The organism is Planotetraspora phitsanulokensis, from assembly GCF_016863295.1.
In the GTDB taxonomy this organism is placed as follows: domain Bacteria; phylum Actinomycetota; class Actinomycetes; order Streptosporangiales; family Streptosporangiaceae; genus Planotetraspora; species Planotetraspora phitsanulokensis.
This window is the reverse complement of record NZ_BOOP01000007.1, coordinates 178,714-203,115: the sequence shown is the minus strand read 5'-3', so window position 1 is coordinate 203,115 and position 24,402 is coordinate 178,714. Positions and strand designations below refer to the sequence as shown.

General features: G+C 69.7%; 22 protein-coding genes. 12 read left to right on the top strand and 10 right to left on the bottom strand.

Annotation, left to right across the window (positions count from 1 at the left end):
* Positions 1–651 precede the first annotated feature (651 nt).
* Genes Pph01_RS09935 through Pph01_RS09910 form a run of 6 tightly spaced genes read left to right on the top strand, consistent with a single transcriptional unit; the run spans position 652 to position 8,759 of the window.
* Entirely contained in the window at positions 652–2,046 is a 1,395-nt protein-coding gene (locus Pph01_RS09935) for an extracellular solute-binding protein (RefSeq protein ID WP_204072710.1), read from the top strand.
* On the top strand, positions 2,021–2,947 hold the full coding sequence (locus Pph01_RS09930) for a carbohydrate ABC transporter permease (RefSeq protein WP_204072709.1): 927 nt from the start codon (positions 2,021–2,023) through the stop codon (positions 2,945–2,947). Before Pph01_RS09935 ends, Pph01_RS09930 begins: the two co-directional genes overlap by 26 nt.
* Complete coding sequence (locus Pph01_RS09925; RefSeq protein WP_204072708.1) at positions 2,944–3,762, top strand: carbohydrate ABC transporter permease; 819 nt, start codon at positions 2,944–2,946, stop codon at positions 3,760–3,762. Before Pph01_RS09930 ends, Pph01_RS09925 begins: the two co-directional genes overlap by 4 nt.
* A complete protein-coding gene (locus tag Pph01_RS09920; protein WP_204072707.1) occupies positions 3,762–4,832 on the top strand; it encodes an ABC transporter ATP-binding protein in 1,071 nt (356 codons plus the stop codon). Before Pph01_RS09925 ends, Pph01_RS09920 begins: the two co-directional genes overlap by 1 nt.
* Positions 4,829–6,022 (top strand): CehA/McbA family metallohydrolase, encoded by a 1,194-nt coding sequence (locus tag Pph01_RS09915; RefSeq protein WP_239116555.1) that lies wholly within the window; start codon positions 4,829–4,831, stop codon positions 6,020–6,022. Before Pph01_RS09920 ends, Pph01_RS09915 begins: the two co-directional genes overlap by 4 nt.
* A gap of 55 nt (positions 6,023–6,077) precedes the next feature.
* Complete coding sequence (locus tag Pph01_RS09910; protein ID WP_204072706.1) at positions 6,078–8,759, top strand: glycoside hydrolase family 38 N-terminal domain-containing protein; 2,682 nt, start codon at positions 6,078–6,080, stop codon at positions 8,757–8,759.
* A gap of 135 nt (positions 8,760–8,894) precedes the next feature.
* On the opposite strand, the gene Pph01_RS09905 is transcribed toward Pph01_RS09910, so the two are convergent.
* Positions 8,895–9,566 carry an MBL fold metallo-hydrolase gene (locus Pph01_RS09905; RefSeq protein ID WP_204072705.1) on the bottom strand — a complete coding sequence of 224 codons (672 nt, stop codon included), beginning with the start codon at positions 9,564–9,566 and terminating at the stop codon, positions 8,895–8,897.
* Between the two features lie 321 nt (positions 9,567–9,887).
* Here Pph01_RS09905 and Pph01_RS09900 point away from each other — a divergent pair, with 321 nt between their 5' ends.
* The 4 genes from Pph01_RS09900 to Pph01_RS09885 all read left to right on the top strand — a co-directional run bounded on the left by Pph01_RS09900 (position 9,888) and on the right by Pph01_RS09885 (position 14,790).
* Complete coding sequence (locus Pph01_RS09900) at positions 9,888–11,270, top strand: DUF4331 domain-containing protein (RefSeq protein WP_204072704.1); 1,383 nt, start codon at positions 9,888–9,890, stop codon at positions 11,268–11,270.
* A 60-nt stretch (positions 11,271–11,330) separates the two neighbouring features.
* Positions 11,331–12,632 carry a tetratricopeptide repeat protein gene (locus tag Pph01_RS09895; protein ID WP_204072703.1) on the top strand — a complete coding sequence of 434 codons (1,302 nt, stop codon included), beginning with the start codon at positions 11,331–11,333 and terminating at the stop codon, positions 12,630–12,632.
* Entirely contained in the window at positions 12,629–14,164 is a 1,536-nt protein-coding gene (locus Pph01_RS09890) for a nickel/cobalt transporter (protein ID WP_204072702.1), read from the top strand. Before Pph01_RS09895 ends, Pph01_RS09890 begins: the two co-directional genes overlap by 4 nt.
* Positions 14,165–14,490: 326 nt before the next feature.
* Complete coding sequence (locus Pph01_RS09885) at positions 14,491–14,790, top strand: hypothetical protein (RefSeq protein WP_204072701.1); 300 nt, start codon at positions 14,491–14,493, stop codon at positions 14,788–14,790.
* A 58-nt stretch (positions 14,791–14,848) separates the two neighbouring features.
* Here the strand turns inward: Pph01_RS09885 and pcaC are convergent, their stop codons facing one another.
* The 5 genes from pcaC to pobA all read right to left on the bottom strand — a co-directional run bounded on the left by pcaC (position 14,849) and on the right by pobA (position 18,553).
* A complete protein-coding gene (gene pcaC, locus Pph01_RS09880; RefSeq protein ID WP_204072700.1) occupies positions 14,849–15,277 on the bottom strand; it encodes a 4-carboxymuconolactone decarboxylase in 429 nt (142 codons plus the stop codon).
* 30 nt (positions 15,278–15,307) lie between these two features.
* A complete protein-coding gene (pcaD, locus tag Pph01_RS09875) occupies positions 15,308–16,063 on the bottom strand; it encodes a 3-oxoadipate enol-lactonase (RefSeq protein ID WP_204072699.1) in 756 nt (251 codons plus the stop codon).
* A gap of 54 nt (positions 16,064–16,117) precedes the next feature.
* Positions 16,118–16,609, bottom strand: coding sequence for a dioxygenase family protein (locus tag Pph01_RS09870; protein WP_204072698.1), 492 nt, complete (start codon positions 16,607–16,609; stop codon positions 16,118–16,120).
* Positions 16,606–17,274, bottom strand: coding sequence for a protocatechuate 3,4-dioxygenase subunit beta (pcaH, locus tag Pph01_RS09865; protein ID WP_204072697.1), 669 nt, complete (start codon positions 17,272–17,274; stop codon positions 16,606–16,608). Before pcaH ends, Pph01_RS09870 begins: the two co-directional genes overlap by 4 nt.
* 106 nt (positions 17,275–17,380) lie before the next feature.
* Positions 17,381–18,553, bottom strand: coding sequence for a 4-hydroxybenzoate 3-monooxygenase (gene pobA / locus Pph01_RS09860; protein WP_204072696.1), 1,173 nt, complete (start codon positions 18,551–18,553; stop codon positions 17,381–17,383).
* A gap of 88 nt (positions 18,554–18,641) precedes the next feature.
* Between pobA and Pph01_RS09855 the strand changes: the two genes are divergently transcribed.
* A complete protein-coding gene (locus tag Pph01_RS09855; protein ID WP_204072695.1) occupies positions 18,642–19,433 on the top strand; it encodes an IclR family transcriptional regulator in 792 nt (263 codons plus the stop codon).
* Positions 19,434–19,680: 247 nt separating this feature from the next.
* On the opposite strand, the gene Pph01_RS09850 is transcribed toward Pph01_RS09855, so the two are convergent.
* Positions 19,681–19,935, bottom strand: a complete 255-nt coding sequence (locus tag Pph01_RS09850) for a hypothetical protein (RefSeq protein ID WP_204072694.1) — start codon at positions 19,933–19,935, stop codon at positions 19,681–19,683.
* Between the two features lie 209 nt (positions 19,936–20,144).
* Between Pph01_RS09850 and Pph01_RS09845 the strand changes: the two genes are divergently transcribed.
* Positions 20,145–20,543, top strand: coding sequence for a hypothetical protein (locus tag Pph01_RS09845; RefSeq protein ID WP_204072693.1), 399 nt, complete (start codon positions 20,145–20,147; stop codon positions 20,541–20,543).
* 229 nt (positions 20,544–20,772) lie between these two features.
* On the opposite strand, the gene Pph01_RS09840 is transcribed toward Pph01_RS09845, so the two are convergent.
* The 3 genes from Pph01_RS09840 to Pph01_RS09830 form a co-directional block, all read right to left on the bottom strand.
* Entirely contained in the window at positions 20,773–21,429 is a 657-nt protein-coding gene (locus Pph01_RS09840) for a hypothetical protein (protein ID WP_204072692.1), read from the bottom strand.
* Positions 21,430–21,877: 448 nt separating this feature from the next.
* A complete protein-coding gene (locus Pph01_RS09835) occupies positions 21,878–23,752 on the bottom strand; it encodes a hypothetical protein (RefSeq protein ID WP_204072691.1) in 1,875 nt (624 codons plus the stop codon).
* Between the two features lie 81 nt (positions 23,753–23,833).
* The gene (locus Pph01_RS09830; RefSeq protein WP_204072690.1) at positions 23,834–24,379 is read right to left on the bottom strand and encodes an MBL fold metallo-hydrolase; all 546 of its coding nucleotides are present in this window, start codon (positions 24,377–24,379) and stop codon (positions 23,834–23,836) included.
* Between the last annotated feature and the right edge of the window lie 23 nt (positions 24,380–24,402).

Sequence of the window (24,402 nt, the reverse complement as noted above, 5' to 3'; positions counted from 1 at the left end):
TGAAGTATTGCGGGCAATTAGAAAACATGATTGGCTAATCCGCCATGGCGCTCGGCGCTTGAAACCGACACCGTTGCGTCCTGTCAATTCCAGCCAGAAGGCATGCCCGAAACCCCTTGCCTGAGGTGTCAATGTCGACTTCTCCAGCGCCGTCGCCGTATTGCAGCAGGTTGACTACGCAGTCCATTCCTTTCACCGTGCCGCGTCGAGTGTCACGGCGCCTCGAAGGCGCCCACGTCACGGATCTCCTCGGTGTCGTCGCGGCCGTCGTTCGTCGCCGGCCCACCGCTGTGCGGCTTCGGCCCGCCCGCGCATACCGAAGATCAATCCCTCGTGTGGCCGCCGCGTAGCCGCGGTACGAGCCCGGTCGCCGGTTGACGCGGCCGCGCTTCTTCTATGCGTAGCCACTCGAGCGTCATCGGCGGATGTGCGTACTACCAGGTCATGAGGCTTATGTCGCCGAACGGCGTTCCCCGCCACGGGTATTCGGACGCCCCGTCCGGGCTGTCTGGCACGACCCGAAATGTTTCTTCTGTGTTACATGTGAGCGTCTGCTGTGCAACCCGCTTATGACAGGACTTTACGTCATGAATATGTCATGACATATTTGCAAAGGTTCCTCCCAGTTACCGGATGTGTCGGAGGCGTTACATGAGGTTACGGAACAGGTTGACGGGCGCGGCGGTGGTCGTCGTCGTGTCGGGGCTGGGGCTCGCCGGTTGCGGCCAGTCGTCCGATGGCGGCAGCGGGGACACGATCGAGCTCACGATCGCGCAGAACTCCATCTCGGGTGGCAAGAACGCGGCCGGGGCGGACTACATCACCAATTGGGTGATCCCGCAGTTCGAGGCCGCCGAGAAGGCGAAGGGCAAGAACGTCAAGGTCAAGTTCGTCCCGAGCGGTGTCGACGACGAGCAGTACAAGACCAAGCTCTCCCTCGACCTCAAGTCCGGCAAGGGTGCGGACGTCTTCGACCTCGACGGCATCTGGGCCGGCGAGTTCGCCGAGGCCGGCTACATCAAGCCGCTGTCCGACGTGGTCGGCGCCGACGCGGACAGCTGGGACGGCTGGGCGCAGATCCCGCAGTCCGTCCAGGGTCTGGCCACGTACAACGGCAAGAAGTACGCCCTGCCGATCGGCACCGACGGCCGTGTCCTCTACTTCAACAAGACGCTCTTCCAGAAGGCCGGACTGCCGGCCGACTGGCAGCCCAAGAGCTGGCAGGAGATCCTCGACGCCGGTGCCAAGCTGAAGGCGGCGGGCGTGCCGGTGCCGATTCAGATCAACGCCGGCACCGCCATGGGCGAGGCCACCACCATGCAGGGCGTGCTCCCGCTTCTCGCGGGCGCGGGCGGCCAGTTGATGCAGGACGGCAAGTGGACCGGCGCGTCCCAGCCGCTGAAGGACGCCCTCGGCTTCTACCAGAAGATCTACGGCGGCAGCGGCCTCGGCGACCCCAAGCTCCAGCAGGAGGCCAAGGGCCGCGACAAGTCCTTCCAGCAGTTCGCCGGCAACGAGATCGGCATCCTGATGGAGAGCGACTACCTCTGGCGCGGCGTGCTCAACCCCGCGACCGGCGTGGCCAAGATGGCCGACCGGGACCAGAGCGTCGGCTACGCGCTCATCCCGGCCGAGGAGCCTGGAAAGGGCATCAACGGCCAGGACTTCGTCAGCATGTCGGGCGGCGGGCTGCGCACGGTCAACCCGAACAGCAAGCACCCGAAGGAGGCGTTCGAGCTGGCGGCGTTCACGCTGTCGCCCGACGGGCTGAAGGAGGAGACCAAGAACGACAACGTGCGCATCACCCCGCGCGCCGACGTCAACAAGGAGATCCTCTCGACCGAGCCCGTGCTGACCTACATCTCCGACAAGGTGGTGCCGCTCACGGCCTTCCGGCCGCCGGTCGCCGCCTACACGCAGGTGTCGGTGGCACTCCAGGAGGCGACGGCCGACGTGGTCGGCGGCAAGTCGCCCGACCAGGCCGCAGCCGACTACCAGTCGAAGCTCGAAGGAATCGTCGGTGGCGCAGGCAACGTTGCCTCCTGAGGTCCTCGACGACGCGAAGGCCCGCCGCTACAACGCGGACGCGGCGGGCCTGGGCAGACTGAGGGCGGGCGCGTTCGTCGCCCCGGCGCTGGCGCTCATCTCGCTCTTCCTCGTGTTCCCCGCGCTCTGGGTGCTCTACCTGGGCCTGTCGAACTACCGCCTCACCGGCGCGGCCGCCGCCGCGCCCCAGTCGGTCGGGTTCGACAACTTCGTCAAGGCTCTGACGGACCCGGAGTTCTGGAGTTCGACCTGGCTGACGTTCGAGTTCGTGCTCGGCTCGGCCGTCATCGGCCAGGTCGTGCTCGGCTTCCTGATCGCCTGGATCATGCGCGACCGGACCGGCCCGATCAAACGGATCGTCGAGGGCCTGGTCATCCTGGCCTGGATCCTGCCCAGCGCCGTCGTCTCGTTCCTGTGGGTGGCGCTGCTCGATCGTGACGGCGGCACCCTCAACACGCTGCTCCACCTGCAGGACTTCGCGCCGCTGCTCGACCACCCGATGTTGTCGATCATCGTCTTCAACATCTGGCGCGGTGCCGCCTTCTCGATGATGTTGTACGGCGCCGCGCTCGGCAACGTGCCACCCTCCCACCTGGAGAGTGCCCGGCTGGCCGGGGCCTCCGGCTGGCAGCAACTCCGTGACGTGGTGTTCCCGCACATCAGGGGACACGTGCTGACCAACCTGCTGCTGATCAGCCTGTGGACGTTCAACGACTTCACACCGTTCCTGCTCACCGCCGGTGGACCCGACGGCAAGACCGAGGTGTTGTCCGTACACGTCTACCAGGTGGCGCTCCAAGGCGGCGAACTCGGCTACGGCGCCGCCGTCTCCACCGTCATCCTGCTGATCAATCTGGTCGTGGCGGTGTTCTACCTGCGGCTGTTGCGGAGTAAGAAATGACACGGTTCGTGCTGCGCCGGATCGGCTTCTACGTGCTGATCGCCGTGCTGCTGGCCTTCTTCGCCGTTCCGCTGTTGTGGCTGGCATCCGCGCCGTTCACCTCGGACCCCACGTACCAGGTGCGGATGCCCGACTTCACGTCCGAGAACTTCCGGGCGCTCTTCGACAACCCCTACGCCCTCGGCTCGCTGTGGAACTCGGTTCTGCTGGCCGCGGGCACCGCCGCGCTGGTGGTCGTGTTCGCGACCCTGGCCGCGTACGCCCTCAGCCGGGTACGCCTGCCGGGCCGTGACGCACTGCTCTACACGCTGCTGCTGCTCTCGTCGATCATCACGGGAACGGCCGCCATGGTGCCGCTGTTCCAGCTGGCGGTCGAGCTCCAGCTGATCGACTCGCAGCTCGGGCTGATCCTCATCCTGACGGGCGGCCTGCTGCCGGCGGCCATCTTCATGATGAAGGACTTCATGGACTCGACGCCGAAGTCCTACGAGGAGTCGGCCCGCGTCTTCGGCGCCACGCCGCTGCAGATCGTGCGCCATGTCGTGGTCCCCCTCGTACGGCCGGGGCTGGCCACCATCGCCGTGTGGGCCGTGGCCAACGTGTGGGGCAACTTCCTGATGCCGTATCTGCTGCTCAGTGACGTGGAGAAGCAGCCTGCCGCGGTCATCATGTACACGCTGTACACCGAGGGCGGCCAGGCGAACATCCAGTTGCTGGGCACGTTCGGCCTGCTCTACTCGGTGCCTGTGGTGCTCATGTACCTGTTCGTAAGCAAGAAGTATGGCTTCCGCTTCCACGGAGGGATCAAGCGCTGATGTCCGCAATCGAACTGCGGGGCCTGACCAAGGTCTATCCCGGGGGAGTGAAGGCGCTCGACTCGCTGGACCTGGTCATCCCCGACGGTGAGTTCTTCGCCCTGCTCGGCCCGTCCGGATGCGGCAAGACGACGCTGCTGCGCACGATCGCGGGGCTGGAGACCGCCACTGGCGGGGCCGTCGTCATCGGCGACCGCGACGTCACCGGCGTCCAGCCGGGCGCCAGGGACATCGCCATGGTGTTCCAGGACTACGCGCTCTTCCCGCACATGAACGTCACGGACAACATCGCCTACCCTCTGCGGATCAAGAAGGTCGCCAGGGCGACCCGCCAGCAGAAGGCCGCCGAGGTCGGCGCCAGGCTCGGCCTGGAGCAGCTCATGGAGCGTCGCCCCGGCCAGTTGTCCGGCGGTCAGCAGCAGCGCGTCGCGCTGGCCCGCGTCATGGCGACGCAGGCACAGGCCTTCCTGTTCGACGAGCCGCTGTCCAACCTGGACGCCAGGCTGCGGCTCGAGGCGCGCACGTTCCTCAAGAAGCTCCAGCACGAACTCGGCGTGACCACCGTCTTCGTCACTCACGACCAGGCCGAGGCTCTGGCCATGGCCGACCGGATGGCCGTCATGGAGTCCGGGCACATCCGCCAGATCGGCACCCCCGCCGAGGTGTTCCAGCGTCCCGCGAACACCTTCGTCGCCGGCTTCATCGGCTCGACTCCGATGAACCTGCTCGACGGGGTCGTGCGCGGTGACACCGTGGACGTGGCGGACTGCAAGGTGGCGGTCCCGGAGTCGGCGGAGGGACTGCTGCGCGACGGAGAGAAGATCGTTTACGGCGTGCGTCCCGAGTACAACGTCTACTCGGCCGAGTCCGCGGACGGCTCGCTGGGTGGCACGGTGTCGATCGTGGAGAACCTGGGCGCGACCTATCTGGTCACCCTGGACGTCAACGGGGTGCCCGTGCAGGCCATCGTGCCCGAGGGTCGCGAGCCGGAACTCGGCGACGAGGGTTTCGCAGTGCCGCGGCGTGACCGGGCCCTGATCTACCGCGACGGCGAGCTGGTGTCGGCATGAGTGTGATCCACGGGCACTGGAGCCTGGACGACAGGCTGGAGCGGATCCTGCGCGAGGTGCCGTTCGAGGTTCCCGCGGGGACTCGGGCGGTGACCGTCAAGCTGCGCTTCGACCGGTCGCTCGGGGTGCTCGACCTCGGGTGCGGCTCGCCGGACGGCTTCCGCGGCTGGTCCGGTGGCGCGCGCGACGAGTACACGATCACCGAGGAGTGGGCGACGCCCGGCTACCTGCCGGGCTCGCTGGAGGACGGCACGTGGCACGTGTGGCTGCGACTGCACAGAGTGCCGCCGCAGGGTCTCGACTACACGCTGGAGATCACGACCGGCACGTCCGTTCCCTCGCAGCCGATCGCCGAGGAGCCGCCCCACGGCGAGCGGCCGCCGCGCCGCGACGTCCCCGACGTCGACGGCCTGCGCTGGTTCGCCGGCGACTTCCACGCCCACACCCTGCACAGCGACGGCACGCTGACCATCCCCGAGCTGGCCGAGCTGGCCGCCGCCCGCGGGCTCGACTTCCTCACGGTCACCGACCACAACACGACCAGCCACCACCCGTATCTGGCCGGTGTCGGAAAGGACCGGGGCATCGCGCTGCTGCCCGGCCAGGAGGTCACCACCGACCGCGGCCACGCCAACGTGTTCGGCGACGTCGGCTGGGTCGACTTCCGGGAGCCGGTCGACTCCTGGATGCGGCACGCGGCTCGTGAGGGCGGCCTGATCTCGATCAATCACCCGCTGGGGGGCGACTGCGCCTGGCTCCAGCCGGTGACCGAGCGGCCGCGCATCGCCGAGGTGTGGCATTCCGGCTGGTGGGACCGGCGCTGGGGCGCGCCCCTGGCCTGGGCCGACGCCTGGCGCCCCGACCTGGTGGCGATCGGCGCCAGCGACTTCCACAAGGTCGGCGAGGACGGGCTGCCCGGCCAGCCCACCACCTGGGTGCTGGCCGAGGACACCGGTGCGATCTTCGAGGCGCTGGCCGCCGGGCGCACCGCGATCTCGGCGGGCCCCGGCGAGCCGCTGCTCCTCAAGCTCGGCGACGAACTGCTCGCGCTCGACGCCGACGGGCTGATCCTGGTCCGTCCCGGCGGCGACCGGCAGGTGATACGCGGCGAGCGGGTGCTCGTCCCGGCGGGCGAGGGGCGGCATCGGTTGGAGACGCACGAGAACGAGGTCATGGCCATATGCGGGTGACACGAGCCGAGCTGATGCGCGCCGAGGACATCGAGCCGATCGGCGGGAGGGCCGCATGACCGCCGAGATCGTCGTCGTCCCGCACACCCACTGGGACCGCGAGTGGTACGAGCCCTTCCAGCGCTTCCGCCTGAGGCTGGTCGCACTGCTCGACGAGGTGCTCGACACGATGGAGCGCGAGCCTCGCTACCACTTCACCCTCGACGGGCAGCTCGCCTGCGTCGACGACTACCTGGAGGTGCGGCCGGAGAACCGGGACCGCATCGCCGCGCTGGTCGAGTCCGGGCGGCTCGCGGCTGGGCCGTGGCAGATCCTGCTCGACGAGTTCCTCTGCTCGGGTGAGAACATCATCCGCAACCTGGAGCTCGGCATGGGCCGGGCCGGCGAGCTCGGCGGCGCCATGCCGGTCGGCTACCTGCCGGACATGTTCGGGCACATCGCGCAGATGCCGCAGATCCTCAAGCAGGCGGGCCTGCTACACGCGTGCGTCTACCGGGGAGTGCCGTCGTCCGTGGTGACCGACGCGTTCGCCTGGGTCGCGCCCGACGGTACGGCGTTGCGGACTCAGTACCTGCCCCTCGGCGGATACGGCAACGGCGCCCACCTGTTCGAGGACCCCGCGGAACTGGCCGAGCGGGCGGCGGACTTCACCGCGCGGATGCGTGAGTGGCATGGTTCCGAGGGCGCTTTGCTGGCGATGTACGGCGCCGACCATTCCGCGCCGGTGCGCGGGCTGCCGCAGATGGTGGACGACATCGGCGCCCGTATGGACACGTTGTCCGGCTACATCGGCGCCCACCCGGGGGACGTGGACGGGCTGCCCCGGGTGCCCGGCGAGCTGCGGTCCCACTCCCGCGCCAACATCCTGCCCGGCGTCATCTCGGTCCGTGCGCACGTCAAGCAGGCCATGGGCCGCGCTGAGCGGATGGTGGAGCGCTACGCCGAGCCGTTGGCCACCCTGTGGGGCGACAGCTGGCCGGGCCGCTTCCTCGACATGGCGTGGTGGCGGCTGGTGGACGCCAGCGGGCACGACTCGGTGACCGGCTGCGGGGTCGACGACACGGCCCAGCAGGTGGCCGCCCGGATCGCCGAGGCCGAACACCTCGGTCAGGCGGTCCGCGACATGGTCACCGCCGGGCTGGCCGCCGAGGTGCCCGCGGACGGCGTGCTGGCCGTCAACCCGACACCCGCCCGTCGGCGCGGTCTCGTGCTGATGGACGTGGCCGGACTCGACCCGCTGGTCGACCCCACAGGCGCCCAGGTCCCCGCACAGACGCTGGCATACGCGCCCACGCTGCTGCTCGACGCCGAGATGGACCCGGCCACCGCGCTGACCTTCATCCACGGAACGGAGCTGTACGGTCAGCACGTCGTCGGCTGGGAAGTCGCCGGCGACACGCTCACCTTCACCGTGGCGAAGGTGTCCTCGGCGGCGTTCAACGTGGCCGAGGTGCGCGACGCGCTCGACGGGGTCACCAGGGTGTGCATCGTCGCCGAGCCCCGCCGTACAGTGGCCGCTCTCGTCGAGGTGCTGCCGCTGGGGCACACCAGTGTGCGGCCGGACGCGCACGGCGACGCTCACCCGGCGCCGGCCTCGTTCGCCGAGGTACACGCCGACGACCGGACCCTGGACAACGGGCTGCTCCGTGTCGAGGTGGCGGACGACGGCACGTTGACGCTCACCGGCGCGGACGGCACCACGCTCACCGGCGCCGGCCGCATCGTCGACGGCGGCGATGTGGGGGACACCTACAACTACGCGCCCCCGGCCACTGACCGGATCGTCTCCGAGCCCACATCGGTCGAGGTGTCGGTCGTCAGCTCGGGGCCGTTGACGGCCGCGTTCGACGTGGTGCGCACGTACCGGTGGCCCGCAGCGGGCGACGGCGTCGAGGGCATCCCGGAGATCCTCGCGGCGTCGAGGACCGAGGCCACCGAGGAGATCGTCGTCGCCACCCGGGTCGAGCTCCGGGCCGGCGAACCGTACGTCAGGGTGAACGTCGAGTTCGACAACCGGTGTTCCGACCACAGGGTCCGGCTGCATGTGCCGCTGCCCGCGCCGGCGACGGCCTCGCACGCCGAGGGACAGTTCGCCGTCGTCACCCGCGGCCTCACCGCGGAGGGAGGGTGCGGCGAGGAGCCGTTGCCGACGTTCCCCGCGTCCTCGTGGGTGGCCGCCGGAGGCGCGGCGGCGCTGCTCGAGCACGTCACCGAGTACGAGCTGGTGAACGACGGGACCGAGCTGGCGCTCACACTGCTGCGCTCGGTCGGCTACCTGTCGCGCAACCTGAACGCCATGCGGCCTGAGCCGGCCGGGCCGCAGCTCGCGACCCCGGCCGCCCAGGTGCGGGGGCTGCGTTCGGTCGGCCTGGCGCTCATGCCGTACAGCGGATCCTGGGCGGCCGTCCCGCCCGCGGCGGAGACGTTCCGCCACGACCTGCTCGCGGTGCCCGGCACCGGCCCGTCCTCGTTCGACCTGCCCCCGGCGGCGCCGGGGCTGGCGGTCACCGGCGACGGCGTCGTCATGACGTCGCTGCGTGCCAGGGACGACTGGCAGGAGCTGCGTGTCGTGGCCCTGTCGGACACGGACACGGAGGCGGTCATCGAGGGAGCGTTCACCCGCGCCCGGTACGCCGATCTCCGCGGCCGCCCCGGCGACTCGATCGAGGCCGGCTCCGGCGTCGTCCGCCTGCCCCTGCGCGCCTGGGAGATCGCCACCATCCAACTGGGCGACTAAGAGGCCGCGCGGATAGGCGGTTACTTGTGACCATCGGAGGCCTGCACCTGCGCTGCCATCATGGCGCTGCGGTTTGGACGACGAGGCTGTTCGGCCTCTGAGATCAAGCCGCCCAGCTCCGAAAGCTGACCTCCGTCACACTGCTGAGGCTGCTGCTGCTTGCAGAGCGGCCGCCGCACCGTGCGAGATCGGGTCACCGTGCCCGAAGACCGCCGTGTCGACCCCCAGCTTGGCAAGCCGGTGGAGCGACTCGATGGCCCGGGTGCGGTCGTTGTTGAAGACGCCCAGCATGGTCTGGCCGACGTTGGCGACTGCATCCCCAGTGAACAGCGCCCTTGGCCCGGGCAGGTGGAGCGCGATCGACCCGTCCGTGTGCCCGGGCACCGCGACCACCACCGCCCCGCCGCCGAACTCCAGCACATCGCCGTCCTCCACCTCACGATCCACCCGGCACGGCGGGGCCGGGGGTAGTGGCGGAAGGGCCGCCCGGATCGGCACCTCGAATTCCTCGAGTACCGGCGGCGCCCCGGCCGCCTCGCCCCGGATCACCAGCGCCTCCAGCCGATGAGCCACCACCTCCGCGCCGTGCCGGGCGGCCAGTTCGGCAGCCGAGCCCATATGATCCCCGTGCCAGTGCGTCAGCACGATCCGCCGCAGCTCGCCGTCCAGAACTTCCTCGATCTTCGCGGCGCAGTCCACCGTCCCGGTGTCGATCAGGGTCAGCTCGTCGTCGTCGCGCCACAGATAGGCCGCCCCCACCGGGAAGCGGAGCATGCGCAGCCTCGGCAGTACCTCGATCACATCCATGCCCCCCAGCCTGCACGGCCGCCCTGGCGGGCATGTCTTCGTTCGCTGACGGCACACCAGGTGTGCGGGATGCGATCAAGCCCGCCAACACGGGTCCTAGCACCCGAGGCGGAACGCCCCGTAGTGATCCAGTGCGACCTGAGACGGACCCCGGACCTGCGCGAGTCCGGGGGCCATTCGCTGTCCGGATTTACCCGGAATGCGGCCAATCCGAAGGGTGCGCGGTGACGAATGAAGGTCAGGATTCCGGCCGGATCCACTCTTCGAAAGTCACCCGACCGGCCACGCACGTGGCCGGGACCCGAAAGGATCCAGCAGACCATGGAGCTCCGAACCAACCGGCGCATCCTCGTCGCCGTCGGCCTGGCAGGCGCGGTGGCCGCGTCCTCCCTCGCCCTGCTCCGACCGGAGACCGGCGTGGCGTCCTCGCACCGCGAGGCGCCCATGATCGCGGGCGACCCCCGGAACGACAACACCGACGTGTACGCCTTCGTCAGCCCGGACAGACCCGACACCGTCACCTTGATGGCCAACTTCATCCCGTTCGAGGAGCCGACCGGCGGGCCGAACTTCTACCAGTTCGACACCAACTCGCGGTACAACATCAAGATCGACAACAACGGGGACGCCAAGCCTGACGTCACCTACCAGTGGGTCTTCAGGAACGAGGACAAGCGCGGCACGGCCACCTTCCTCTACAACAACGGCCCCGTCACCTCGCTGACCGACAAGAACCTGCTGTTCAAGCAGCGCTACACGCTCAAGAAGATCACGCACAGCGGGACGCGGACCCTGGTCTCCGACGGCATCGTGGCGCCGAGCAACACCGGCCCGGCCTCCATGCCGATGTACTCCATCCTGCGCGCGCAGTCGATCAAGAACGTGCCGGGCGGGACCAAGGCGTTCGCCGGGCAGGCCGACGAGGCGTTCTTCGCCGACCTGCGGGTCTTCGACCTGCTCTACGGCGGCGACCTGTCCGAGGTCGGCAAGGACACCTTCAAGGGCTACAACGTGCACAGCCTGGCCCTGCAGGTGCCCAAGAAGGACGTCGCCCTGCGCGGGAACGCCGGCCGCAACCCGGTCATCGGTGTCTGGTCGACCGTGGACAAGTGGAGCCCGAAGGGCTACGTCCAGGTCTCCCGGCTGGGCCAGCCCCTGGTCAACGAGGTCGTCGTCCCGGCCGCGCTGAAGGACGCCTTCAACGCGCTGCCCCCCAGCAAGGACGCTGACGTCCCGGCCGTCGTCAAGCGCGTCACCAACCCCGAGGTGCCGATGCTGCTCCAGTCCATCTACGGCCTCAAGGCGCCGAAGACCCCCCGCACCGACCTGGTCGAGATCTTCCTGACCGGCATCGCCAAGGCCAACGGCCCGATCAAGGCCGACCTCAACTCGCAGATCCTCAACAAGGACGCGGGCAAACTGCGTCCCTCGGAGATGCTGCGGCTGAACATGGCCATCCCGCCCGCCGCGAAGCCGAACCGGCTCGGCGTGCTCGCCGGTGACCTGCAGGGCTTCCCGAACGGCCGCCGCCTGGGAGACGACGTGATCGACATCGCCCTGCAGGCGATGGCCGGCGCCGCCCAGACCGGCAAGCTCGTCGGCGCCCTCGCGGCCGGCGACAAGGTGAACCAGAACGACAAGCCGTTCACCATGCAGTTCCCGTACATCCCGCTGCCCGGCAACAAGTCCGTCAACGCCGGCTGATCTGACGCGCGCGGGACCCGGTCCTCCCCGGGTCCCGCGCCCAGACCTGAGGGGACCATCGTGAAGACCTCCGCGAAAGTCCGGATCGTCGCCGGCGTGCTCGGCCTCGCCTCCGTCCTGACCCTGGGCGCCGCCCTCATCCCCGGCGAGACCCCCGCCGAGCGGCCGTCACCGGCCGCCGCAGGCAGGCTCTCGCTCGCGGAGATCCCGGTCTCCGCCACCTCGCTCAAGGACACGATCCAGGCACTCACCACCCGGCTCGAGCGGCTGCCCCGCGACCATGAGGCCTGGGCCCGGCTCGGCGCGGCATACGTCCAGCAGGCTCGCCTGACCGCCGACCCGTCCTTCTACCCCCGGGCCGAGCAGGCGCTGGCCCGTTCCCTCGACCTGCGCCCCGGCGACTTCGCCGCGCTGGCCGGCGAAGCCGCGCTCGCCGCCGGCCGCCACGACTTCGCCGAGGCCGTACGGCTGGCTAGGCAGTCGGAGGCCGCCAACCCCTACGGCCAGGACGCCCAGGCGGTGCTCGCCGACGCCTACACCCAGCTCGGCCGGTACGGCGAGGCCACGCGGGCGATCGGCAAGCTGATGGCGCTGCACCCCGGCGTCGCGTCCTTCGCCCGGGCGTCCTACGACGCCGAGCTGCGTGGCGACCGCGCCTCGGCCCGTCGCATGCTGGAGCATGCCCTCGACGACGCCTTCTCGCCCGCGGACATCGCCTACTGCCGTCACTATCTGGGTGAGCTCGCGCTGCACTCCGGTGATCTGAAGCGTGCCACCGAGCAGTACCGCCTCGCCCTGAAGGCCGCCCCCGACTTCACCCCCGCCCTCGCCGGAACCGCCAGGGCTGCAGCGCTGAGCGGCCGGCTGGAGGAGGCGGCCGATCTCTACGAAACAGTGGTGGCCCGGTTGCCCCTGCCCCAGTACGTCACCGAGTACGCTGAGGTGCTGACCGCGGCGGGCCGGGACCCGGCGGACCAGTGGGCGCTGCTGCTCGCGCAGCGGGACCTGATGAAGGCGGCCGGGGTCAAGGACGACCTGACCTGGGCCGAGTACGAGGCCGACCACGGCGATCCCGCGCGGGCCGTGGAATACGCCCGGGCCGAGTACGCCCGCAACCCCAACGTGGTGGCCGCCGACGCGCTGGCCTGGGCCCTGCACCGCGACGGCCGCGACCGAGAGGCGTTGCCGTACGCGCGCCGGGCCACGGCCACCGGCTGGCGCAACGCGCTGCTCCACCACCATCGTGCGGAGATCGAGCGCTCGCTCCGAATGGACGGCGCGGCCCGGAAATCCGAAGCGAAGGTGCGCGACGCCGACCCCTCCTTCTCACCCGATCTTCCCGCTCTGGCGAGGTTCTCATGATGCTCGGAAGGACCGTCAGGAGGACGCTCGCCGCGGCCTTCGCCGGCCTGGCGGTGTGCGTGACGCTCACCGTGACCGCCGGCTCGGCCGAGGCCGCGTCCATGCACCCCCTGGGCAACTTCACCGTCAACCACTACAACGGCCTGCGGGTCACCCCGGATCGGGTGGAGAACCTGGCGATCGTGGACAGCGCCGAACTGCCCACTCTTCAGGCCCGGTCAGCCGTGGACGCCGACCGGTCGGGAACGGTCTCCGATGCCGAACGGTCGGCGTACGGCACCGCCCGGTGCGGCGAACTAGCCGCCGCCCAGCGCCTGACGGTGAACGCGGCGGCCTCGGCCTGGCAGGTCGTCGAGACTCGCTTCGATTACGAGCCGGGGCAGGGAGGTCTGCAGATCAGCCGGCTGACGTGCCGGTTGTCGGCGTCCGTGGAGACGCGGGGAACGGTCGCGTTCAGCGACGGCTTCCTCGCCGACCGGCTGGGCTGGCGGGAGATCACCGCGGTGTCCGCGGACGGGGTGCGGCTGGCGCGTTCGTCGGTCCCCGGCACCAGTGTCAGCCGCGAACTGCGGGGCTACCCGGGCGATCTGCTGGCCAGTCCGCTCGACCAGCGCACCGCGGAGCTGAGCGTCGTTCCCGGTACCGGATCCGTGGCGGTCGCGTCGCCACTGGCGGGCGCGGGCCCGGTCGCGGACGTGCTGGCCACCCTGGACGGCACGTTCACGCGGCTGGTCGGCACCGATTCCCTGACCGTTCCGCTGGGCCTGCTGGCCGTTCTCCTGGCCACCCTGCTCGGCGCAGGCCATGCTCTCGCCCCGGGACACGGCAAGACCATCATGGCCGCGTATCTGGCCGGGCGGGCGGGGCGCCCCCGTGACGCGCTGGTCATCGGCGCCACCGTGACCGTCACCCACACGCTCGGCGTGCTCGTTGCCGGCCTGCTGCTGACCGTTTTCTCCACCCTCACCGGGGAATCCGTACTCGGCTGGCTCGGCCTGGCGAGCGGCCTGCTGATCGTCGTCGTCGGCGTGGGTCTGCTGAGGTCCGCCTGGAATGCCCGGCGCGGCGGTGAGCTCCATGGGTTCGGCCACGGTCATGGGCACGGGCACGGGCATGGGCATGGGCACGGTCATGGGCACGGGCAGTTGGAAGGCGGCGGGGTGGCGGTGCTGGAGCGGGAGCCTGCCGGACCCGTCACCAAAGTGCGCTCCCGCCGTGGGCTGGTCGGCATGGGAGTGGCCGGTGGCCTGGTGCCCAGCCCGTCGGCGCTCGTCGTCCTGCTCGGGGCGATCGCCCTCGGCCGCACCTGGTTCGGGATCGCCCTCGTGCTCGCCTACGGCCTCGGGATGGCCGCCTCCCTCACCATCAGCGGGCTGCTGCTGGTCAGGCTGGCGGGACTGCTCGACCGTGTCGCCACGAGGGGCCGCGGCCTGGCCGCCCACTGGACGGCGCTGGCCCCGATCGTCACCGCTTGCGTGGTCATCGTGCTCGGGGTGGGCCTCGCGGTACGCAGCCTCACCGGATCCGTTTGAGCTGCTGAAGAACGCGGCCGCCGGCAAGAAGCCGGTGGCCGCGTTCTGACTGTGTACGTGAATGATGTCCGGTCCCTAGGATCGGACCGTTTTCTTCAGCCGATCTTGTGGGGTTCGACGTGCATCTGTCCCGGTTGCGGTCCCCGTCCCCGTCCCCGGTTCGCGGCGGCCGCATGCCGATCCGAGCTCTCGGGACGGCGAAGGTCCTGCTTCTGGTTGCGACGGGTCTTCTGCCGGTGGCGTGTTCCGCGTGCTCGTGGTCGGAGGCTGACATCCGCCGGCTGCACTCACAACTCGCCGCGGCGGTTCCGGAAAGCCTGGGAACCATGTCGGTCGGCGCGATCCAGAACGGCACCGAATGCGATGAGGACGGGCAGGGCGTATGGGCCGACGTGACGGTCAGGCACGTGCGTTCGTACAAGGACGTGATCAGTGAACTCAAACGACAGGGCTGGAGCGACCTGTCGGCGGAGGAACAGGCCTACTACTTCGACGACAGCCCCGTCGTGAAGAAGAAGGTCGGTGGTCGAACCGTCCTGGCATGGATCGTCTCTCCCATCGAGCCGCCCGATGCGCCGAAAGGGTATGTCGAGCTTTCCTTCGAGTTCCGGGACGAAGTCTCCTGAGATCCCGCGTTGAATCCGGACCTGGCCGGAACCGGTCTTGCATCTCATTCGGGCGAATTCAGATGTCTCCGTCCTCGGCCAGGACGCGCTGGGCGACGGCGAAGGCGGAGTTCGCCGCGGGGACGCCGCAGTAGATGGCGGTCTGCATCAGGACCTCCTTGATCTCGTCGGCGGTCAGCCCGTTGCGCCGTGCCGCCCGTACGTGCATGGCGAGTTCCTCCAGATGGCCACGCGCCACCAGGGCGGTCAGCGTGATGCAGCTCCGGGTGCGCCGGTCCAGGCCCGGACGGGTCCAGATCTCGCCCCACGCGTAGCGAGTGATGAGATTCTGGAAGTCGGCGGTGAAGCCGGTCGTGCCGGCCAGCGCCCGGTCGACGTGGGCGTCGCCCAGCACCTCGCGCCGCACCTTCAGCCCTTCGTCGTACGGCTCATGCGGGGAGTGGGGGAGAGTGCCGCCGTCGGTGGGGCCTTCGGCTTGTGAGCTCATGGGGTTCTCCAGGGGGATGTGAAGTGGGGCTCAGGGGATCGGCCAGGAGGATGCCAGGTGGCCGGTGAGGGCGCCGGTGACGACGTCGGGCCGTTCGACGTTGGCGAGATGCGCGGCCTCCGAGACCACGAGAAGCTCCGCGCCCGGGATGCCGCCGGCGAGCACACGCCCGTGGTCCGGCGGTGTCGCGGGGTCCTCGGCGCCCGCGATGACCAGCGTCGGGGCCTCGACCAGGCCGAGGCGGTCCCGTGCGTCGAACCCGGCGAGCGCCTCGCAACAGGCGGCGTACCCCTCCGGATCCGCGCCGCGCAGCATGGCGAGATACGGCGCGGCTCCCGCGAACCCGGGGGTGAACCATCGGGCCCCGGCGGCCCGGGCGACCGGCTCCATCCCGTCGCGCCGCACGAGGGCGGCCCGCTCGTGCCACGGCTCCGGCGGGCCGAAGCGAGCGGAGGTGCAGCACAGGACGAGGCTGCCGACGCGGCCGGGCGCGGTGAGGGCGAGCGTGGTGCCGATGGCCCCGCCCAGCGAGACGCCCGCGTAGCCCACCGCGTCCAGGCGATGCCGGTCCAGGACGGCCAGGACCATCCCGGCGAGGTCGTCCATGGTGAACCCGGTGACGGTGGGGGAGCCGCCGTGCCCGGGCAGGTCGTAGCGCAGCACCCGCCAGCGGCGGGTGAGCGCGGGAAGCTGCGGCTCCCACAGATCGAGGGTGGTCCCGAGCGAAGGCCCGAGCACGACGACGGGGGCGTCGGACGGCCCGTCGAAACGGTGGTGAAGTGTCATGGGGTTCCCGTTCGCCGGCTGTCGCCGGTGTGTGCCGTGCCGATGGGACGAGGGTCAGAACTCAAGGAAGGCCGTCTCCCCGTCACCCTGCAGCCGGACGTCGAAAACGTAGGTGTCCGCCGTCTCGGCCCGGGCGACCAGTGTCGCCCGGACGGCCGGCTCGAGGGAGTCCAGCAACGGGTCCGGCGCGTCGTCGAGGTAGACCCGGGTCATCACCGGCTTGAGCAGGCCCCGGGCGAAGACGAGCAGCGCGAGGTACGGCGTGGCGGGCCGGGCCGAACGGAACCGGTAGGAACCGTCCGGCGCGGTGGGGCAGCGCCCGAAGCCCGAGCCGCCCGGGCCCCGGCGGTCGAGCGCGCCACGGGTCCCGGTCTCGCCGAGCCACAACTCCAGCAGCGCGTCCGGGACGGGTTCGCCCGCCCCGTCGAGCACCAGGCCGGTCACCGTGATCGCCCCGGGGTGGTCCTCGGGCACGAGCTCCCCACCCTGCGCGTACGGCAGGGCGTAGCCGAAGAAGGGGCCGACCGTCTGAGACGGGGTCGTCATGAGTCCTCCAGGGGGGTGCGTCCCAGCGTCACGTCGAACCGGTAGCCGAGCGCCCATTCCGGCTCTGTCGTGTCCATGTCGAACCCGGCGATCAGCCGTTCGCGGGCCGCGGCGTCCGGAATCGACTGGAAGATGGGGTCGAACGGGAACAGGGGATCGCCCGGGAAGTACATCTGCGTGACCAGGCGCTGGGTGAACGCGGTGCCGAAGACGGAGAAGTGGATGTGCGCCGGACGCCAGGCGTTGTGGTGGTTGCGCCAGGGGTAGGCGCCCGGCTTGACCGTGACGAAGCGGTAGCGGCCCTCGTCGTCGGTGAGGCATCGTCCCGCGCCGGTGAAATTGGGATCGAGCGGCGCCGGATGCCGGTCGCGGTCGTGGGCGTAGCGACCGGCCGAGTTGGCCTGCCAGATCTCCACCAGCGTGTTCCTGACCGGGCGGCCCAAACCGTCGAGGACCCGGCCGGAGACGATGATGCGCTCGCCCAGGGGCTCGCCGGTGTGCTGTGTGGTGAGGTCTGCCTCGCGGTCCGCCACCTCGTGATGGCCGAACACCGGGCTGGTCAGCTCGATCGCGTCCGGATCGGCCTTCAGCCGCAGCGGCGGCCGCGAGGGGGCGCGCAGGAGCGTGCTGCGGTACGCGGGGCTCAGATACGGGGGGTGGGTCATGACGTTCCTCCGATGACGAGGGCGGACTCCTACCGGGCGCCGATGCCGATGCACGGCGCGGCGGTGCCGAGGCAGACGCGGGCCGGGGTTTCGGCCGCCGGCCTGCTCATCCCGCCTCCCCGTACGGCAGGCCCACGTAGTTCTCCGCGAGCGTCGTGGCGGCGGCCTCCGAGGTGGTGACGTAGTCGAGATAGGAGGTCTGCAGCCGCCGGCCGTACTCGTCGTCGGAGTCGAAGATGTGCAGCAGCGTGGTCATCCACCAGGAGAAGTGCTGGGCCCGCCACACCCGGGTGAGGCAGGCACGGGAGTATCCGTCGAGCAGCGCGGTCGAGCCGTCCTCGAAGAAGGCGGCCAGCGCCTCGGTCAGCACCCGCACGTCGGCCACCGCGAGGTTCAGCCCCTTGGCCCCCGTGGGCGGCACGATGTGCGCGGCGTCCCCCGCGAGGAAGAGCCTGCCGTACTGCATGGGCTCGGCCACGTAGCTGCGCATCGGCGTGATCCCCTTCTCGATGATCTCGCCGGTGCCGAGGGTGAAGCCGGGGACGGTCTCCAGGCGGGCCTTGAGCTCCGCCCAGATCCGTTCGTCCGGCCACGCGTCGATGTGGTCGTCGGCCGCCACCTGCAGGTAGAACCTGCTGATCTCGGGGGAGCGCATGCTGTGCAGGGCGAAGCCGCGGTCGGTGCGCGCGTAGATGAGTTCGTCGGCCGAGGGGGCGACCCGGGCCAGGATGCCCAGCCAGGCGAAGGGGTAGTCGCGTCGGAACTCGGTCAGCGTCCCCTCGGGGATCGACGGGCGGCAGACCCCGTGGAAGCCGTCGCATCCCGCGATCACGTCGCAGTCGAGGCGCTCGTCTCCGAACGTCACGTACGGCCGGTCCGTGCCGATGTCGTGCACGACCACGTCGTCGACCTCGAAGCGGAGGTCGCCGCCGGCCGCGAGCCGGGCGGCGATGAGGTCCTTGACCACCTCCTGCTGGCCGTACACCGTGATGGCCCGTCCCGGCACCAGCTTCTCGAACGCGACGCGGTGACCCGCGCCGCCGTATCGCAACTCGATGCCGTGGTGGGGCAGCCCTTCTCTGAGCAGGCGCTCGCCCACCCCCGAGGAGACGAGGGTGTCCACCGTGCCCTGTTCCAGCACGCCTGCCCGTATCCGCTGCTCCACGTACGCGCGTGACCGGCGTTCCAGCACCACCGAGTCGATGCCGCGCAGATGGAGCAGGTGGGAGAGCAACAGGCCCGCTGGCCCGGCTCCGATGATCCCGACCTTGGTTCGCATGAGACGAGCATCGGGAGCGCGGGCCGCGGAGCGTAGTCTTCACTTCTACTGAGTGGAAATCACCGAACGATTTTCGGGGGTGAGGCGGATGGCCGGAGGTGCGCGTGATCGGGGACGTTCGGTCACCTCACGGGTCCTGGCGATCCTCGACGCCTTCGACGCCGGCCGTCCCCGGCTCACGCTGAGCGAGATCGCGGCCCGCAGCGGGTTGGCGCTGAGCACCGTCCACCGGCTGGTCGGAGAGCTCGAGGAGTGGCAGGCGCTCCGTCGGACCGCGGACGGGAGCTACCACATCGGGATCAGGTTGTGGGAGCTCGGGCAGCTCGCCCCCGACTCCCTGCAGGCGGTGGCGCATCCCTGGTTGCAGGAGCTGTTGGCCAGCACGGGGGAGAACGTCCATCTGGCCATCCGCGAGGGCGTCGAGGTCCTCTACGTGGACCGGGTGTTCGGCAGGCGCGCGGTGCCGATCGTGTCACGCACAGGGGGCCGGTTGCCGATGCACTGCACCGGGGTCGGGAAGGCCCTCCTCGCGTTCGAGCCCGGCTGGTTCGTCACGTCGTTCCTGTCGCGTCCGCTGGAGCGGTTCACCCCGCATACGGTCACCGAGCCGGGACGGCTGTCGCGTGAGCTCGCCCAGATCCGGGCACGGGGATACGCGCTCACCCACGAGGAGATGACGCTCGGCTCGTGCTCGGCCGCCGCGCCGATCATCTCGGACGGCGTGCCGGTGGCGGCGGTCGGGATCGTCGTCTCGTCGAGGCGCGTGCGGGAGTTGCCGCGCCTGGTCGACCCGCTTCTTGCCGCCACCGACGGCATCGCCCGCGCCTACCAGGCCACGATGGTCCCCGCGACGCGGCCCCGCCAGGAACGGCGCGATTAGCCCGGGCGGCCAGACGTCGTACGACCAGCGACAAGGCGGCCTACGGCTGCGCGCGGCGGGGGCAGTGCGGCGGAAAGGCCAGCGCAGAGGGCATCTGTGTCGATCTGGGGAGCGTACCCGAGGGATTCACCCCAACCGTCGGATTAGAAGTGGATTAGTTTCCTCCAGCTCTGCATGGCCGCTGATCTGCTGAATGAGCGTCGGGGAGCGGCCGAAGACGGAGATCATCCCGCGTATATCCGCACGCCTATTGGTCGGCTCTGGAGTGCCTGGCGCGTTGTCGCAGTCGACGTAGGCGGCGGTCGTACTGACCCGCATGTGACCTCTCGGCCTTGTCGACCAAGCGGGTCAGCGGGTCCGAGAAGTGCTCATAGAGTTGAATCTCGAACGGGTCGCTGTCGTGCTCGATCAGCCGGGCCAGCGCCTCACGGTCCTGTTCGATGGAGCCACGACTTCGCACACGCTCGCGCCACGTTTCGGCGCTTAGCTGAGCCTCGTCCACGTTCTTACCGTAGTCGTCAGAGGGGACAGTGTGGAGACGGTGTGGATCGAGTTGTCGGCTCGGGAAGTGTCTGGATCATGCCTCGTTGGGCTGCTGAGCTGGGCTTCGGTCCGGTCATGAGTAACCGTGGTTGACCCCTCGTCACCCTGGCTAATGGCCCGACGATCGAAGCTGTGTGCCGAGGGGTGAAGAGCGGCCAAGATGACCTTGTGACGGATTTGACCTCTGACATCTCGTTGGTGGCCATCGATTGTGAGGTTCCGGACGACGAGATCAGGAGATGGTGGAACTGCATAGACGCGCCGCTGCTTGACGATCTCGTGGCGGTCGCTCCCCGACTCCGCCTTGGGAGGGTTCTGGACAAGCTCGGCGACGATGTTCCTGGCCCGGCTTGTCGCGTCTTCTCCCTGCTCTTCCTACGGGGTACCACGCCGCAATATGTCGTTCCGCGGCTCGATGATGAATTGATCGGCGAGATTTTGGCTGCATACCAAAGGCGAGATAATGACGGCCCGCGGACTCAACGAGCGGATCTCGCAGAGGTCGCCTCCTTCCTGGCAAATCATCGGGGCACTGGAGTCCTCACCGATGATGACCAAGAGTCATAGCCTGCGCGGACGCCCATGCCTCACCTTCCTGATCACCCCGTGTGCCGTCGACCCGCCCGAAGGGGAAGCGGGCGGTCTTGGTCTGCTCGGCTCGTCCCGGGTCGATGGCGGGCGGGGTGATCAGGCCCTCACCTCAACCACCTACGGCCGAGTGACGATGAGCATGCCCTTGGCGATCACCCCGGAGCCGGAGTGCCCCGGCCGGAGGCGTATGGGTTTGGAGTTTCAGTCATTGCATAGCCATGCGGAAGCCGTGTTCGGCGGACACCGGGCACAGGAAGACGGTGAGTCTTCCCCATCGACCAAGGACGAGCGAGGTGGGCTCGTCCTCCCAATCAACAGGAGCATGGTCGCGGTCTTCGAGGGGCTGCCATCGCGGACCGCTGCCACCGTCCCATTCGGTGGTGTCGAGTTGCAGGAGTGGCTCGGTTTCGGTTCCGCAGGTCGTGCATGGGAGCTCATACATGTCAGTGAGGTGCCAGGTTTCCCATCCGCCGATCTTGCAGCCCGGGGCGATGGAGAGCAGGTACTGATAATCAGAGTCCCGGTCCCATTCGTTGAGGGCTGTTTGGAGGTCCTCGGGGAGCTCTTCGTAGAAGGGGTATTCGGTGACCCGTTCGGGATACAGGACGCAGGGGCGTGGGAGATAGTCGTCGTCGGCGAGGCTCACTGAAGATGGGTACGGCGTGGTGAATCCTGGTCCGCGGGTTTCGGTGGGCACGGTGGCCAGGTCCGCTGTTCGTCGCCAGATGAGGCGGACCACGGGGCCCCAGAGGTCTTCTTGTTGGTGCTTAGCGGGGCACCAGAGCACTTGAAGGAGATCGGTGCTGTCGGGGTAGGGGATTTCGGGGATGTCTCTGGCGAAGAACTGGGCGACCCCGATCATGGGGATTGGAGAGGCCGGGCGCCATGGTTCGAGGTGGCCGTCGTTGATGATGGGTTCGCCACACGTGGGCCAGGCTTCGCCGGCCGGCCATAAGAGTGGGCCCCCGATGTGGCTGTCTTGGACTCCGGGCGTTCCTGGTCGTGGGTGGAGTCGTACGGTCGTGCGCGCGTAAGCGGCCAGTCCGGGGAAGAGTGTCGTGAGGTCGACGGGCGGAGGGGGTGTGGTGCGCGTCATGACGGGAGTGTAGGGATGTCCCGAGCCTTATGACATTGGGCTCGAAGCGCGTAGCGGGGCACACCCATCGAGTGATCTTGGACATAGGCGCTTCCATCTCTTCCTGCCGTTCAAAACGGTCAGTCAGGCACGTAAAGATGTAGGCCAGCCCGAACCAAGTCGCTCCCAGACCCGGACTTTGCCGGGCTCCGTGACGCTGTGCAGGGCCGGGAGGTCAGGCGCCTCCGCGTCGCCGCCGCGGCACGACGCGCCGCCACCAGCGAGGCTTGATCTCCCCGGTCGCACGCGGTGTCTCGTCCTCGCCGTCGTCGCCGGGGGTGAGGACTCGTGAGGCCAAGGCGCTGACGTCGGGATTCATGTCCGGCGTCGCCAATGTCAGCAGGGCCAGTGACTCCAGGATCGTGACGGGGCGCGTGCGGCTCGCCTCCATCGCCGCGATGAAGCGCCACCCGACCACCTCGGCGACGTCCGCACGGGTGTCCGGCGCGACCCACGCCGTCGTGACCAGTCCCAGGAGGGCGGCCTCCGTCACCCAGTCCTCGGGTCCGTACGCGAGATCGATGAGCACCTCGCGCCGGTCGGACCCCGCCCACGGCTGGTCCGCCCGGTGATGGGCGATGCCGAGGCAGGCCCATGCCTGGACCGAGCGGATCCACTCCGGCCAGCCGGCCGTGTCGCCCTCCGGCGGCGCCGGCGGGTGGACGAGAACGCCCAGGAGGTCGTCGAGGGCCAGTCCCGACAGGCGAACCGCCTGATCGTAGGCGGCGAGTAGGTGGGGCCAGCCCTGCTGCGCGATGTCCTGCAGGGCTCGGGCCGCGTCGGGGGACGGCGGGGCGGCCGACGGCCGGGCATCGGTCGCGTCGTAGTCCCACACCCTTCTGCCGACCGAGCGGACCGGGCCCGAGGCGAACACCTCCGGAACCGGAGACCGGGGGTCGGGGTCGGGGACGCCGCCGATCGTCAGCGTGAAGTCGGGGAGTGAGTGGTCGAAGGCGAGCAGGGCGCTCGGCGGCTCCGGCGCCGAGACGGTCAGCGTCCCGCCGCTCGGCTTCTCCTCCGCCTCCAGCACCTGGGACAGCACGTTGACCACCGACTCCGAGGGCGCAGGCACCGGACCGAGCCAGAAGCGGCGCTGCGACCAGGACGTCAGCACGCCCTCGGCGTGGGCGTTGTCGGGATGCTCGCGCAGGTGGTCGGCGAGTTCGACGAGATGGCGCACGTCGCCGTCGCGTGCGAAGCGCATGCCGCACGCCGTGGGGAAGGCGTTCTCCTGGTGCGGCTCGCGTTTGAGTACACGCTCCACCCAGGCGAGCCCGTCGGCGGGCCGTCCGCTCGTCGCGAGGAGTTCCGCGATGTCGGTCTCCACCGCCGCGTTGCCCGGGTCGTGCTCCAAGGCGCGAAGGAAGGCCCGCTCGGACTCGGCCCACCGCTTCAGGCTCCGGTAGGCGTAGGCGACGGCCACCGAGGCCTGCAGAGACGGAGCCGCGTTCTCCGACCGCAAAGCCATGTCGAGCGCCTCGTCCCACAACTCCATGCGGCGGGACAGGACGGACGCGACCCACAGGATCCCGGCGTGTTGCGGCCACAGACCGGCCGAGTTGCGCACCAGAGAGAGATAGGGCTGGACGCCGGGTCGCATGTCGGACGGGACCGGGTCGGGAAGCACGCGCAGCAGCCGCGCGGCCAGGGCGCACAACTCGTCCGGCGGCACCCGGGTCGCGAGCGCGGTGTCGAGCACCCAGGGGACGTCCGCCCATCGGCCCGCCGGTTGGTGGCACTGGGCCGACACGAGCAGGTCGAGGGCCTCGGAGTGCTCGCCGTCCGCCGCGAGGACGTGCGCGCGGGCGACGACCGCGCCGAGGAAGGCCGGCTGTTCGACCGGGAACAGGTCGAGGCGGTCCGCCGAGCGTCCGGTGAGCACCGTCAGCAGTTCGTGGGCGTCGGGGAACGTGGGGTCGCAGACCAGGGCGTTCGCGATGTGCTCGGCCGCGTGCTGCCGTTCACCGTCGTCGAGGGCCAGGCGGGCCATGCTCAGCTCGCCCTCGGCCTCCATGCGGCGGTCACCCGTGCCCTCCGATGCTGGCGTCACGCAAAACTCCTCATCTGCGGCAAATGAGGACCTACGATGCCATGCCCGGACACCGAACACGAACCCACTCGCACCACCTGTTCACCCCACAGAGAACGGGGCTCCGTGACCAGGGATGATCAAGGAGGGGGACAGGCCGAGCACGCGTTCGCGGGACGTGAGGAGCAGGGCTCCGTCCACCGCGAGCGGATCCTCGGCCGGGCCGTCGGCGTTCCACCACAGGTGGGTGAGCGCGACCAGGCCGTCGCCGGTCTCCACGAGGGTGGTGATGTCCTCCAGCGTGTGGCCCGGCGTGCGCATCAGCCGTACGGACTCGGAGAGGGCGAAGCCGTCGGCGTCCCGGTCGTCCCAGCGGTCGTCCTGGTAGATCGCCCAGTGGTCGTGGAAGCGGGCCTCGGGGAACAGCGCCGCGTTGAGCGTGTGGTCGGGATGGTGGTGGGAGAACACCACGTCGGTCACGTCCTCCGGCGTCAGGCCGAGTGCCTCGATCGGATCGAGGATCAGCCGCCGGTTCGCCACCATTCCGGGGTCCACGACGACGGTCGCCGACCCGTCTCTGATCAGGGTGACCGTGCCGGCCACCCGGTCTCCGACGTATCCCTCGGTCAGCACGTGAACTGTCGCCATCGGGCCAGACTATTCACCGTTCC